Below are 14,408 nucleotides of genomic sequence, written 5' to 3'. Positions count from 1 at the left end.
GGCACAGTGTTACGGGTTCCCGCCCTCATCCATGATCCGGGGCGGCTCTGCGCCATTGCCAGCTCCATCCTGTGCTTCGCTCTGCGGCAATGGTGTTGTTTCTATCTGCTGCGGCACCTGTCGCGCACCCGGCCGGATGATCTGGTCATCAGGCTGAATCGTGACCCGTGGCGGCGTAGCCCCGATATAATCGCGCACCAGTGCGTCGATTGACGGTTCAACTTCGGGATTGCGCCGCATCTGCTGGTCACGCACATAGCCATAGCGCCGCGCCGCAAGCTCGCGGGCATCGGCACTGCTGCGCAGGATCGTCGGGCGGATGAACACCAGCAAATTGGTTTTGACCCGCGAGCGTGCACGCGACTTGAACAGCTCACCGATCAGCGGAATGTCGCTGAGGATCGGAATCCGCTGAATGGTGCGGCGCTCATTGTCGTCGAGTAAGCCGCCCAGCGCGACGATTTCGCGATTGCCGACGGTAAGCGTTGTCGAAATTTCACGCTTGTTGATGATCAGTTCCTGGAAGTCATTGCTCACCGGACCGGCGATCGAGCTCACCTCCTGGCGGATCTGCAAACGCACCTCATTGCCGGCGGTGATTTGCGGCGTCACAATCAGTTCGATACCGACATTCTGGCGCTGGATGGTGCGGAAGGCATTGTCGAAATTGTTCGACAGCGCCTCGCCGGTGCTGATCGGGATTTCCTGACCGAAGAGCACGCTGCCCTCGACATTGTTGTCGAGCGAGATGTGCGGTGTCGAAAGAATATTGGAATCGGTGTCTTCCTGCACCGCATTGATCAGCACCCCGAGGATCGAGTCATTGCCGAGATCAGCGGCAAAGCCCGAAAAGCCGCCGCGTGCACCGAGGATCGAATTGACTGCATTGCCGCGCAATATGTCGCCTGCCACGCTGTTGGTGGTGGTGGTCACGGTATCGCCGTTAATCACCGTTGTGGTCTGATCGATCTCATCGGCCAGCAGGCCGCCAGCGACATCGAGGATATTGGGCGATACATTGGAGAAAGGCGTCACCAGGAACGGCAGGTCTTCGCCACCGACAAGGAACTGGACGCCAATCTCACGCGCGACATTTTCCGAAACCTCGACGATGATCGCCTCGACCAGCACCTGCTCCTGACGGATATCGAGCTGGCGCACCAGTTCGGCGAGATTGCGCTGCACATCGACCGGTGCCGAGATGATGATCGCATTGGCACCGGGATAGCGGGTGATGATCGACGGACCACGTCCCGGAGTGCCGGTAATGGCGCGATTGTCACCGGCCTGGCCCGCGACCTGGGCGACGGGTGCCGGTCCTTCGCCGCCAATTGGCGCACTGGGCGGCTGCCCCACCAGTCGCTCGAGCACCGGTACCAGCGTCTCGGCATCGGCATAATCAAGCCAGATAACCCGGATTTCCGAGCCATTGGCAGCCTTGGCATCAAGCTCTTTGGCGATCGCCACCAGCTTTGCCAGTGTCGTCGGATCACCGCGCATGGCGATGGAATTGCTGCTGTCGACCGGCACCACCGACACCGCTGGTGCCGTGTTTTGCCGCGGCGGCACCAATTGCTGCAAAGCCAGCGCAATCTCGCGTGCCCCGGCATTTTCCAGGCTGATCAGCTGGGTCGAGGCATTATCGCGATCGATCCTGGCAATGAGTTCGCGGATGCGCCGCACATTGTCGGCAAAATCGGCAACAACCAGACTGTTGGCGGCCAGATTGGCCGTCAGTGATCCCTCGCGGCTGACCAGCGGCTTCAGCGTCTCGACTGCCGATGTCGCATCGATCGCCTTGAGCCGGAAAACCTCGGTAACAAACTGATCGCGCGCGGCGTTCTGGCTGCCGACACGTCCGGGCTGGGCCGCAGCGGTTTCGGCCGGCTGGATGCGATAGGCACCGCCGCTGGTGGGGACCGCAACCAGACCGTTGGCGCGCAATGTCGACAGAAAGATCTCGAAATATTCCGAGCGTGACAGCGGTCTGTCAGTGACCACCGAAACCGTGCCGGCAACCCGGGCATCGACGATGAAGGTACGCCCTGTAACCTCTGCAGCATCGGCGATAAACGCCCGCACATCGGCATCACGGACATTGAGCACATGCTGCGCAGAGGCAGGGATGCTCAGGCAAAGGGCCGCGCTGGCGACCAATAGGGATAATCTGGAGATCACTGTTCCGGTACTATTATGGCTATGGGAAGGATATCGCCGCCGCGCTCGACCATCACCGAGAAACGGCCGCCTGGACGGCTTTTGGCAACTATGGTTCTGACATCGTCAGCACTGCGCACCGCACGACCATCATATTCGACAATGACATCGCCCGGCTGAAATCCGAATTTCTTGAAGGCTGTGCCCTCACCCTGCGGCGACACCTCGATGCCGGTGACCTGATTGCCTTCCATCCGCAGATCGAAATCGATAGTCGGATCGAGAGCGACGTCAATATCGCCGATGCTTGCGGTCGAGGCTTCCGCCTGGGATGCGGTCGAACTGGCCGGTGCCGCAGCATCATCAGAATCGGACGGCTGTGGCGAAACCGGCGTTATATCACCCGACTGGTCGAGAAAGACCGATTCCCGCTTGCCGTCCCGGTCGAGAAGGACATGGTCGAACTCCACCGCAGCGAGAGTCACGCCGGGCAGCACCTCTTCGCCGACCGAGAAGCTGGTCTGCACCCCGTCGGAACCGGCGAGGATCGCCGAACCGCCACCCGATGCAGCGTTAATGCGGATGCCATAAAGCACCAGATCGAGCGAAGTGACAGTAGCGGTGCCGCTATCGCCGGAAGCACTGCGGCTGCGGTTGAATGGGTTGAAACCGGTGAGCACCGCCTCGCGCGCCGCCATCGGCATCGCTTGTGCTTGTCGCGGCTGCCAGTCACCCAGCGGCGTCACCGGAGTCATCAGCAACAGCACGAGCCGGACCAGCTGGACCATGAGCAGGAGCGCCAAAATGATGGTAACAGGCCAGAAAAGGCTATGCTGGCGCCATTGAGCGATGCGTCGCAAAAGAGTGGTTTCGCGCACACTCACGAATCGGCCTCCCCACCTGTCATAAGCGCGCTATGCGGCATGGTTTACCAGATGGTGACTCTTATATGGCGCTTTTCTTACAATCCCCGCGTCGGACAGGATAACCGGTCATATCCGCCATGGCGAAGCTGAATATGCCTACGTAAAAGGGCGGACCCACAGGCCCGCCCTTTATTGCCGAACCGGACAAGCGTCCGGCATTTCCCGGTCGATCAGAAAGTGACTTCTGCGGTCAATGCCACGGTTGTGCCATAATCATAGCTGTTGGTGATGACCCGCGACACGTCATTCTCCTGGAATTCGATATAATCTTCACCGAGAATGTTGCGCGCCTCGAAGCGTATTTCGATCTGCTTGTCGAACAGATTGAAACCCTCGCGCCAGACAAAGTCGAGCAGGACACCCGGACGTTCGAACAGGTCAGGCTGCCCCTGAGTACCACGGTTGGTAACGCGGTCGCTGTTGTAGGTCAGGATCAGCGTCTGTTGCGACAGGCGATCGCCTGTGCTTTCCAGACCGATCTGGACATTGACCAGATGCGCCGACTGGCCGACGAGACGGTCACCATCATCGAACACACCCGCTGCCGGCGAAGGCACGCCCGGATTGAACGGCGTCAGAATCAGGTCGGTGTCGTTAATGTTCAGCGAGGAGTCGGTATAGGTATAGTTGGCCGCGACCAGCAGGCGCCGCTCTTCCCAGAACGATCCGCCCAGATCGAACAGGTCATAATATTGCACCGCCTCCAGCTCGATACCGTAAAGCTCGGCACTCGGGGCATTGGCGAAAGTGGTAAACCGCGCCGAGTCACCCTGGGCGAAGGCGATCAGTTCGATCGGATCCTCGATGTCCTTATAGAATACCGCAGCCGTAAGACGCTCATCACGGCCGGTATACCATTCATAGCGCGCTTCGAAGTTGGTCAACTGGCTGTTCTGCAAGAACTCGTTACCAAAGAATGTACGGTCGGTCTCGAAGTCGAGATATTGCTGGTTTGCCAGTTCGCGGAACTGGGGTCGCGCCAATGTACGCGATGCGGCGAATCGCAACTGCATGTCTTCGGCAAAGTTCCATGTCAGCGTAGCGCCGGGCAGGAAGTCGCTCTCATTGATATTGGTCGGGATGATCGGAATGCCGCCAAGATCGAAGATATCGTCCGGGAATACGCTTTGGCTGCCATCTTCCCAGCGCACGCCGGCTTCAAGCCGCAAACCGTCAGTCAGTTCGGCATCGATTTCGGCATAAAGGCCATGCACTTCCAGTTCGCCTTCATAGAATTGCGCGCCGGCAACGCCGAAGAATTCGCGAATTTGGATGTCGAAGGCCGATACGTTGAAATCGGACAGCAGGAAGTCGATACGCTGCTGGGTGACCGGGCTTGGCAGCGCCGCACCCGCGGGCGCAAATTCAAAGTCACGGCGCAGCGAGTCACGCGTGTTGCGCGAATAGGCATAGCCGGCTTTCAGCGTAACCGGGATACCGGTGTTCAGTTCATAGGCAAGGTCAATGCCGGCGCCGATAGTCTCGTCATCGAGTTCGGAAAAGGCAACCGTGGCAAATTCGCCATTGGCAATCTGGCCAAGGCTGTTGACGAACCCCCCCTGACCCGATCCGAGGATATTGGGGTCAAAAGAATAGCCGGTGTTGAATTCGAACGGCGAATTACGCTGCGCGTTCGCATAGTTTGCACGAACATTTACATCCAGCGCGCCAAAATCAAGCTCGGCGATGAACTGGGTGTTGAACAACTGGCGTTCAAAGGTGGTGTTCCGCGCTTCCTGCAACCGGCCTTCGGCATCGATACTGGTACGGAAACCCTCGCGGATACGCGCTTCCTTGGCGGTGTCGCGAACGAAGAAGTTGGTCCAGCGGAATTTATGCTCACCCACTTCAGCGGCAAAGCCGAGCAAACCGTTGAGCACGACCCTGTTCTGGGTGGTCAGATAATCAAAGCCGTTGAGCAGGCCGAGCGTGCCGTCGGCTGCCGGAATGCCGGCCAGTTCCTGTCTGCCACCACGCGTACGCCAGCCATTGCGCCAGCCGCCCTGGGCGATGACACCGATATAGGCGTCACCGACATAGAAGTTGGTGCCGGCGGCAAAGCTGATATCGCCATTGGGCGGAATGTTATCGTTGCGCTGGGTCAGGATGAGGTCAGCATTGTTGAGGCCGGCCGTAATGCCGCGTACCTCGGCATCGCTGAGACCACCGGGGCCGGAGAAGACCGGCGTGTTATTGTTGAAAGCCGCCTGCAGCCCGGGAGGTAGATCACGGGCACCATTGTCGAAACCGAGAAAATCGGTATCGCTGCCGAAAAAGGTATAGCCCAGCTCAAATGTCGCTTCCGAATTATAGCCAATACCGGTGCTGATGGTCAAAAACGGCTCGTCGGGAATTGAGCGTGTGGTCAGGTTGATGACGCCACCACCAAATTCGCCGGGATAGCTGGCCGAATAGCTTTTGGTAATCTTGGCCGAGCCGATGACGCTGCTGGGAAACAGATCGAGCGGGACGGTACGGCGAAGCGGCTCTGGCGACGGCAGGGGCATACCGTTCAACAGGGCTGAAGAATAGCGGTCGCCGAGACCGCGGACAAAGACGAAGCGACCGCCAACCGTGCTGAGGCCGGTGACGCGCGACAGCGACCCGGCGATGTCGCCATCCGCCGTACGCGCGATTTCCTCGGCGCTGAGAACGGTGACTACCTCGGCTTCGGTGCGCACCGGATTGGGGATGAAACGACCGATAACGGTAATCGGCTGGTCACCACCTGCGCCCGGACCCAGAACCTCTACTTCCTCCTGAACATCCTCGTCCTCCTGCTGCGCATCGGCCTGAGGTTCGGCGGTGGTATCGGTTGCCTGATCATCGGCAGTCTGTGCAAAAGCCGATGGCGAAACAAGTGCCGAACTCATGAGCAACATGGCGGCGAAGGTAAGCGGCTTCTTCATAGCCCTGGGTCCCCTTAAAACTTTTCTTCAAAACACAGTGGGGCAGCGACGATCTCGCCGCCGCCCCAGCATGTCATTTCCCGAGCTGGCCTCAGTTGTTGAGGCTGATGGCCAGGTCAGTACAGGGCTGGTCGGTATCATAGAGACCGCATGTCCAGCCCTGGAAACGGGTGTCATTGGCATCACGCACCGCGCCGATGAAGTCGACGGCCTGGAAGAAGCTGTCGATCGCCGTGACGTCGAACGGTGTAACCGCCGTTTCATTGGCGCCGTTGATGAAGATCGCCGTCAGGGTCGATGTACCGTTGAGGGTGTTGTTGCTACCGGCCAGGAACGAGTCATCCGCCTCGTCAGCGCCGACATCGCTGTCATCGTTGAACGCGGTAGCGCAGGTCAGGAAGACCGACTCAAACCGAACCGGGCCAGCTTCCTGGATCGTCGGATCGGCGGCACGGACGGTTTCGTCCTCGTCGAAGTCGATACAGGTCTGGAAATTGGCAATGGTGCCGTTGAACAGCGAGCCGTCGGCACCGCCACGCTTCTGGACACCAAAGTCACCCGAGCCGCCATTGCCGACAAAGGTGAAGTTGGAAATCTGGGTGAACTGACGCGGCAAGATGTCCTGGCCAGTTTCCGAGTCCGATTCCCAGCCCTGATCACCACCGCCAGCGCGCTGGGCAACAAGGACATATTGCAGGAAGCCACGATAGCCGACATCGGTATCGATCGAGTCGTCGTCATTGCCGGTCAGGGCGAGGTTGCGTCCGTTGACACTGCCGCCGAACCATTCGATGCCATCGTCCGAGCTGTTGTGGACCTGGACATTCTCGAAGCGTGTGCCCGAACCGATAGCACCCAAGGTGATGCCGTTCAGCTCGTTACCGGCGGAAATGGCGAAGCCGGGATAGCGAACCTGGACGAAGGTCAGGCTGCCCGAATTATCGCTCGGGTCATTGCCGCCATAGAATGCGCCGGTGGTGCCTTCAATCGGCGCCTGACAATCGGTACGGAAGTTACCGTCAGCATCGGCAGGGTTGCTGGGATCACCTTCCGAACATTCAGAAATCGGTGCCTGGCCGAGAATAACCAGACCGCCCCAGGCGCCAATGGTGTCAACGCCGGCATCACCGGTGACATTACTGGCCGAGGTGAAGATGATCGGGCTATTCGCGGTGCCGTTTGCAAAAATCTGCGAACCGCGATTGACCAGCAGGAAGTCAGCGCCCGAGGAACCGAAGACGACTACGCCCGGCTCAATGGTCAGAACCGCGCCATTCGGGTTGGGAACGGTGCCATCGGTGCCGGCATCAATGCCAACGTCGACACGACCGGAGAGCGAGTAGATCGTGTTGCCGCGATCTTCGAGAACAACGTTGCCGGTAACCACGCCCGAAAGCTGGCAGTTACGCGCTTCGGTGCCATTGGCAAGCGTGATCAGGCCAACATTGGCCGTCCCGGCGACACAATCAGCAGGCGGAGTGCCACCAGCAGGAGGCGTCGGCGTCGGAGGCGTCGGCGTCGGAGCCGGCGGAGCCGGTGTTGGCGCCGGAAGGACGATAACGCCTTCGCCCGGCGAGGCCACATCGTCAGCGCCACAGGCTGTAACAGTAACAGCCGCTGCCGTGGCAAGCAGGACTGAACGAATACGTGCGTTCATCATGTCTCAAAACTCCGCATATTTGCTAAATCACTAAAGGCTTGTGCAGACGACGCGGTATGAGTCGGTATCCCCTGCCCCCGCCTTGCGGCGATGCATCTAGGAAGGCGTGATGACGCTGGTTTGCGATTTCGATTACGCAGCCAAGACAAAAGAATGACGATCTTGTTGCAAATGTTACGATGGTGTTTCAGTCGCGAATGATAAAAGTTAACAGTCCTGTAATTCCGCCACTTATATTCGTGCGCCAAAGCGATGACCGTCCTGCTGGCCAAATCGCCATGGCCATTGGCAGTGCTGTAAAACCTCTACTGATCGTCTTATTGGACCAATATATTCGGCAATCGTGTCTTTCAGGACACAGCCTTGCAAACGTTGGAAGGACCGAGCGCGAGGCACCAAAAGAAAAGGGCCGCTGTCGCCAGCGGCCCTTCCTTCGACAGGATCTTCAGTGCTGTTTCAGCGATCGAGCTGTGCCGTCGCTCTTGTCCTGTCGAGCCATTCCAGCGCGGCAATGGCTGCCTGGCGTGAGCTGACCACATCGCCATTGCTCAGCACCATGTCATAGCCACGGCGACTGTCGCGCGCCTTGATGAACAGGCTGCGTGCCTTTTCACGATCACCGGCACGGGCATAGGCCTGCCCGAGGTTGATCAGGATTGCCGGATCATTGCCCTCATTCAGCCGTGCCGCCTCGAGCATCGTGATTGCCTCGGCAATATTACCGCGATCAAGTGCGGCATTTCCCGGGACGCTCTCGCTATCGATATGATCCATATCCATATTGTCTTGCGCCTGGGCGGTCAGTGGCATCGCAGCCATTGCGGCAAGAGCCGCCACAACCGATGCGCGCATCAGTGTTTTTGCATGATTTGCCATAGTGTCTCTCCTTGCTACGGAAGAGCACTGTAGCGGAATTGTCGCTTAATTGAAATATATTTGTAATTATTTTGTCATTGAATTGACATTCAAATGAAATTTCTTTGCAATTTACGCATTCCTGCTACCCAGCGATCCGGGTTTTCGGCACGCCTGACACTGTAATCCGCCACTTCAGGATGCGGCAGAACATGGAGCTTCTCCGCTGCAATTGCGGCGATACAGGCCTGTGCCACCACATCTGCCTCGAGCAGGCCATCGACGCTCGCCACGCCATCCTCATGCCCGGCCGTCATCGCCGAACGCACTGCCTGGGGACATAATATCGATACTTTCAGGCCGGCATCGCCATGGGTAATCGCCAGCCACTCGGCAAAAGAGACAGCCGCATGCTTGGTCACCGAATAGGGCGCGGAACCGATTTGCGACAGCAGCCCCGCTGCCGATGCGGTGTTGAGCATATAGCCACCGCCACGCGCCAGCATCCGTGGCACCAGATGCCGTGCCGCCCAGACATGCGCCATGACATTGATGTCCCAGATACGCTGCCACTCGGCATCGGGCACTTCGGCACCACCGATCATCAATATCCCGGCATTGGAGCAGAACAGGTCAATCGGCCCGTGCGCCGCCTCGGTTTCATCGATCAGCGCGATGATATCGCTCTCGCGGCTGACATCGCAGGCATGTGCCGACATGCGGTCAGACCCTGATGCGACCTGCGCGGCACCCTCCATATCGACATCGGCGCACACCACATGCCGCGCTCCCGCAGCGACGAAAGCCTCTGCCAGCGCCTTGCCGATGCCGCTGGCCGCGCCGGTCACAACAATCACTTTATCATCTATCTGCATGGAATATCCTCTCTGGTTCAAATGATCGGGAAACGGTTCAGTCCTGCACCGTCAGATGCAGCAACAGTGCGGTCTGGGGATGGCTGACGGGCAGTTCTACGCCGATATGCATCAGATCCGCTCCGGGCATGGTAACGCCCTCATCGCACAGCCGGCTGAAGATCCTCTCCGCATCGCGCGCCGGCGAACGCCAGTGCTGCGGCCAGACAAGACGCAACCGGTAACGGCGTTGCGGATCAAGTCCGGCAAACCGCAGCGGCGCAGGAATGGCAAAGGCCGGTTCGGCCAGATTGGCGCGCAGGAACAGCGCTTCCTGCCGGTCGCCAGCGACAACCCCAAAGGCGATATGGGCAGCACTGCGCTCCAGCCGGACAAAATCGCCGCGATGCAGCAGGTCGCGATGCTGTTTGTACAGCGCAACGCCCTGCGCCAGAACCGCCCTGTCCGCATCGCTCTCGCGGCGCAGATCGGCCTCTATCCCCATGCTGCCGAACATCGCCACCGCCACACGCAGCGCCATGGGTAATATCCGCCCGGTAATATGGCATGTGCGCGGCCCGACATGCGCCCCGGCGACACAGAGCGGCAGCATGTAGCTCGCACCCCATTGGATGCCCAGCCGTTCCAGCGCATCATTATTGTCCGAAGCCCAGATGCGGTCGGTACGGTGCAAAATGCCGAGATCGGCACGGCCACCGCCCGAAGCACAGCTTTCAATCACGACATGCGGGTGCGCCACGCGTAACCGGTCGATCAGCGCATATACGGCTTCGGTCTGGGCATGGGTAGCGGCATGGCCGAGTGCATTGGCCGGATGGCTGATATCGCGGTTCATGTCCCATTTGAGATAGCCAATGGCGTTTTCGCGCAGCAGTGCATCGAGCGCATCATGGATATGATCAGCGACCTCGGGCCGGGTCAGATCGAGCACGAGCTGGTCGCGGAACGGTACCGGGTCGCGCGCCATGGATTGCAGAACCCAGTCGGGATGGGCGCGATACAGATCGCTGTCGGGATTGACCATTTCCGGCTCCACCCACAAACCGAACTCCATTCCCAGTGTCTGGACATGATCGATCAGCGGAGCTAGCCCATCGGGATAGACAGCAGGATCGACGCACCAGTCGCCCAGACCGGCGGCATCGCTGCGCCGACCAAGGAACCAGCCGTCATCAAGGACGAAGCGCTCGGCACCGGCTTGCGCCGCTAAATCCGCCAGCTGCATCAGTGTTTCGGGCTGGTGATCGAAATAGACCGCTTCCCAGCTGTTATAGTGCACCGGACGCGCGGGACGTTCGGCGGTGTCAGGCCTTGATGGCAATATGTCCTGACGGACATGGTCGTGATAGCTCCGGCTCAAGCCATTGAGTCCGGCATCGGACCAGCCGAGATGCAGCGCCGGCAAGTCGATATGCTCTCCCGGTTCAAGCACGATCTCGCCCGGTAAAAACAGTGCGCCGCCAGAAACCAGCACACGATTTTCCGGCAGCGTCTCGATACTGATCCGACTGTTGCCGCTCCAGCCCAGATGCAGGCCATAGGCCTCGCCATGATGCTCTCCTGTATCGGTCTCTGCGGCGATGATGCTGGGCCAGCCGTCATGGCCGGCACGGCCACGCCGATTCTCCTTTACCCAGCTTGCGGTGAAGCGGCCGATCCGCTCGGTTTGGAACTCGCCCGCCCAGCGCCCGGAAAAGCCGATAATGTCGCTGATATGCGGCGGCAGCGGCAATGCCGCGGTCTGCGCTCGCTGCACGTCGAGCGGGGTATCGCCACTATTTTCCAGCCGCGTGGTCAGCATAATGATGTCATGCACGGCACTGCTGGTGAATTCATGGGTCAGGCGAACCCCGGCACGGTTATCGGCGCTGATAATCCGCAACTTTTGCTCGTCATGCTCCACCGCCTCAACGCACAGCAATGCATCCCAGTCGCGGCGATTGCGCGCGATCAACAGCCCCGGCTGTGCCGCCAGGCCAAGCCCCGGCTCCAGCGCCAGGGATGGACGCAACACCATATCCTCGCGACCCGGAACCGCATGACGCATGGCCTCGGGATAAAGCGCACCCTGCGCCGCCCTGCCCCAGTGCAGCACATAAGGCGGCTTTCCGGTTTCCGCCTGGATGGCAAGCGCGACATGACGGCCTTTCAGGGTGACGATGCGCATTCTTGTCTTTCCACCACTGCCGCCGGATGCACCGATCATGGGCGATCATATCCTTCGCAGCAAGGGTGGAGGCGCTTCTTGACCGACAGTGTGACATTCCCCATCTTCAGAACATGAGCAAGATCGAAAAGAGCGACGCCGAATGGCGCGAGGAACTGACCCCGGAGCAATATCATGTGCTGCGCGAGGCCGGAACCGAACGCGCCTTCACCGGCAAATATAACAACTTCAAAAGCGATGGCATGTTTCGTTGTGGCGCATGCGGCGCGGAGTTGTTCGATTCAGACGCCAAATATGACAGCGGCTCGGGCTGGCCAAGCTTCACCCACCCCTTTAGTCCCGACGCGGTGATAGAGGAACGCGATGTCAGCTTCGGCATGATACGCACCGAGATCAAATGCGCCAAATGCAACAGCCATCTCGGCCATGTCTTTCCCGATGGCCCCGGCCCCGAGGGCCTGCGCTATTGCATGAACTCGGCCGCGCTCGATTTTGCGGACCGCAAAGACGGCACCGACTCCTGAGCGCTTTTGGGGGATTCCTTCTGTGCCCGGTCTGGGGTAAGAGGCGGTGATCGCACTATCGCCGGTCGCGCGCGCTGTCGGCTGAACCTCTTATTCAGCCGCCATAAAGCCGCAACCGGCATAGCGTCTGGAACGGCCTGCAGGGCTGTTTAGAGGAAACATCTATGGCGGCTGCCAAATCGCGCAAAAAGGCGCGCAAAAGCAAGAAACAGGGACCGATCAGGACATGGTTCTGGCGGCTGACCCGTATCGGCTTGGTCACCGTCATGTTCGGGGCCATCGCCGTTGGTGTTGCGGTGTGGACCGCCATGTCCAACCTGCCCAGCTTCGAGGAACTCAAGGCCTCCCCCAATGGCCAGATGATCCGGGTGCTGGCGGCAGACGGCACTGAAATCGTCTCGATCGGCCCCAGCTTTGGCGACTGGCTCAAGCATGACGAAATCCCCGATGTCATGAAAGATGCGATGATCGCGGTCGAGGACCGGCGGTTCGAAAGCCATTTCGGCATCGATCCGGTCGGCATCGCCCGGGCCGGCTGGGTCGCGTTCCAGAATTACGGCACCGGCAAGCGGCTGCAGGGCGCTTCAACGATCACTCAGCAGCTGGCGCGCAATGTCTTTCTGACCAACAGCTACACCATATCGCGCAAGGGCCGCGAGATGATTCTGGCGCTCGCGCTGGAACGCAAATTCACCAAGAACCAGATTCTCGAACTCTATCTCAACAAGGTCTATTTTGGCGGCGGCGCCTATGGTGTCGATTCCGCCAGCCGCAAATTCTTCAACCACAGCGCCAGCGAGATATCGCTGGCAGAGGCGGCGATTATTGCCGGACTGGTCAAGGCGCCGTCACGCTATTCCCCCACTGCTGATGCCCAGGCTGCGGTCGACCGTGCGTCGGTGGTACTGGAGGTGATGCAGGATGCTGGCACCATTACCGCAGCCGAGGCAGCCGAGACCCGCCCCGCTGAAGTGACATTGACGCCCGAAGGCGGGCAGAACAGCGCCCGCTATTTCACCGACTGGGCCTTGCCGCAACTCGACACGCTGATCGACGAGGGCAATGAGCCTATTGAGGTGTGGACCACGCTCGACCTCGACATGCAGCGCGCCGCGACCAATGCGATCCAGGCCCATGCGCCTGCAGGCGCGCAAGGGGCGCTGGTTTCGATCGATCGCGATGGGGCGGTACGCGCCATGGTCGGCGGCACCGATTATGTCACCTCCAACTATAACCGCGCCACCAATGCGGTGCGCCAGCCGGGATCGGCATGGAAGCTGTTCGTCTACATGGCGGCGCTGGAATCGGGCTATACCAACAGCGACATCGTCACCGACGAGCCGGTGACCATTGCCGGATGGACTCCGCGCAACAGCGGTGACCGCTATGCCGGCGAAATCACGCTGCGCACCGCCTTTGCCTATTCCAAGAATACAGTGGCGGCGCAGATTGGCGATGATCTGGGCTATGGCACCATTGCCAATATGGCGCGGCGCTTCGGCATCTCGACCCCGATCCGCACGACGCCGTCCATGGTGCTGGGCACATCCGAAGTGCGTGTCATCGACATGACCCGGGCCTTTGCCGGGGTCAGCCAGGGCGGTGTATCGGTTGCGCCCTATGGCATTGCCAAGGTCACCACCATCGATGGCGAGATATTGTACCAGCATCGCGATACCGATGCGCAGGTGCTGGTGCCGCCACATGTCGCCGCCGGTATCACCGACCTGCTGCAGACAGCGGTCAATACCGGCACCGGGCGCGCGGCACAGATCGGCCGCCCGGTCGCGGGCAAGACCGGCACCACCAACAGCAATAAGGATGGCTGGTTCCTCGGTTTTTCCAGCGGCCTCACCACCGGTGTCTGGATGGGCCGTGATGACGCCAAGGCGGTTGGCGGACTGCAGGGTGGCCGGGCGCCCGCCCGGGCTTTTGCCGATTTCATGAAGATCGCCGTCGCCCGACGTCCGGTGGAGCAGTTCGACACCGAGGTGGTCTTGCCCGATTGGCAGCTCGAGCCTGACGAGGAAGCCTATTTCGGCGATGCCGGCGACAGCTATTTCGTCGATGAATATGGCAATCCGGTAGCGCTGGGCGAAGCTGATTTCTATGATCTCGATGAACCGGAAGAGGGACCGGAGCAGGAGCGTCCGGTGCCACAGACTCTCGACGAGCGGTGGATCGACCGGGCAACCGGCGGCAATGGCACGCCGGACGCCGCACCACCGCCAGCGCCGCGCAACAATCGCCGTGAGCGTGAGCGAGAAGCCCCTGACCCGGGGCAGCCCGAATCGCTGCTGCCCCCCGGGGTCAGGGAGGATGGCGGCTAGGGGTG

Annotated in this window: 9 protein-coding genes; 2 read left to right on the top strand and 7 right to left on the bottom strand. The window is 60.0% G+C overall.

Annotated features, from left to right (window positions below; genetic code table 11):
- Nucleotides 1-9: 9 nt before the first annotated feature.
- From gspD to AAFX04_00860, 7 genes are all read right to left on the bottom strand, one after another.
- The gene (gene gspD / locus AAFX04_00890; protein MEO1043975.1) at nt 10-2,175 is read right to left on the bottom strand and encodes a type II secretion system secretin GspD; all 2,166 of its coding nucleotides are present in this window, start codon (nt 2,173-2,175) and stop codon (nt 10-12) included.
- Nucleotides 2,175-3,035, bottom strand: coding sequence for a type II secretion system protein N (locus tag AAFX04_00885; protein ID MEO1043974.1), 861 nt, complete (start codon nt 3,033-3,035; stop codon nt 2,175-2,177). Before AAFX04_00885 ends, gspD begins: the two co-directional genes overlap by 1 nt.
- Before the next feature lie 218 nt (nt 3,036-3,253).
- Nucleotides 3,254-5,956 carry a TonB-dependent receptor gene (locus tag AAFX04_00880; GenBank protein ID MEO1043973.1) on the bottom strand — a complete coding sequence of 901 codons (2,703 nt, stop codon included), beginning with the start codon at nt 5,954-5,956 and terminating at the stop codon, nt 3,254-3,256.
- A 127-nt stretch (nt 5,957-6,083) separates the two neighbouring features.
- A complete protein-coding gene (locus AAFX04_00875) occupies nt 6,084-7,649 on the bottom strand; it encodes a hypothetical protein (protein ID MEO1043972.1) in 1,566 nt (521 codons plus the stop codon).
- A gap of 459 nt (nt 7,650-8,108) precedes the next feature.
- The gene (locus tag AAFX04_00870; protein ID MEO1043971.1) at nt 8,109-8,528 is read right to left on the bottom strand and encodes a tetratricopeptide repeat protein; all 420 of its coding nucleotides are present in this window, start codon (nt 8,526-8,528) and stop codon (nt 8,109-8,111) included.
- A gap of 89 nt (nt 8,529-8,617) precedes the next feature.
- Nucleotides 8,618-9,382, bottom strand: coding sequence for an SDR family oxidoreductase (locus tag AAFX04_00865; GenBank protein ID MEO1043970.1), 765 nt, complete (start codon nt 9,380-9,382; stop codon nt 8,618-8,620).
- Nucleotides 9,383-9,419: 37 nt separating this feature from the next.
- The gene (locus AAFX04_00860; GenBank protein MEO1043969.1) at nt 9,420-11,588 is read right to left on the bottom strand and encodes an alpha-galactosidase; all 2,169 of its coding nucleotides are present in this window, start codon (nt 11,586-11,588) and stop codon (nt 9,420-9,422) included.
- A gap of 74 nt (nt 11,589-11,662) precedes the next feature.
- On the opposite strand from AAFX04_00860, the gene msrB reads away from it, so the two are divergent.
- A complete protein-coding gene (msrB, locus tag AAFX04_00855) occupies nt 11,663-12,073 on the top strand; it encodes a peptide-methionine (R)-S-oxide reductase MsrB (GenBank protein MEO1043968.1) in 411 nt (136 codons plus the stop codon).
- A gap of 164 nt (nt 12,074-12,237) precedes the next feature.
- Nucleotides 12,238-14,403 (top strand): PBP1A family penicillin-binding protein, encoded by a 2,166-nt coding sequence (locus AAFX04_00850; protein ID MEO1043967.1) that lies wholly within the window; start codon nt 12,238-12,240, stop codon nt 14,401-14,403.
- Nucleotides 14,404-14,408: the final 5 nt, after the last annotated feature.

Source organism: Pseudomonadota bacterium, assembly GCA_039818985.1.
In the GTDB taxonomy this organism is placed as follows: Bacteria; Pseudomonadota; Alphaproteobacteria; order Sphingomonadales; family Sphingomonadaceae; genus Alterisphingorhabdus.
This window is presented reverse-complemented; position numbering and strand designations above follow the sequence as displayed.

What these genes read in the sequence shown, in the direction of transcription:
- AAFX04_00870 (MEO1043971.1), bottom strand. Translation starts at nt 8,528, where the DNA reads ATGGCAAATCATGCAAAAACACTGATGCGCGCATCGGTTGTGGCGGCT.
- AAFX04_00880 (MEO1043973.1), bottom strand. Translation starts at nt 5,956, where the DNA reads ATGAGTTCGGCACTTGTTTCGCCATCGGCTTTTGCACAGACTGCCGAT.
- AAFX04_00875 (MEO1043972.1), bottom strand. Translation starts at nt 7,649, where the DNA reads ATGAACGCACGTATTCGTTCAGTCCTGCTTGCCACGGCAGCGGCTGTT.
- msrB (MEO1043968.1), top strand. Translation starts at nt 11,663, where the DNA reads ATGAGCAAGATCGAAAAGAGCGACGCCGAATGGCGCGAGGAACTGACC.
- AAFX04_00860 (MEO1043969.1), bottom strand. Translation starts at nt 11,588, where the DNA reads ATGATCGGTGCATCCGGCGGCAGTGGTGGAAAGACAAGAATGCGCATC.
- AAFX04_00865 (MEO1043970.1), bottom strand. Translation starts at nt 9,382, where the DNA reads ATGCAGATAGATGATAAAGTGATTGTTGTGACCGGCGCGGCCAGCGGC.
- AAFX04_00850 (MEO1043967.1), top strand. Translation starts at nt 12,238, where the DNA reads ATGGCGGCTGCCAAATCGCGCAAAAAGGCGCGCAAAAGCAAGAAACAG.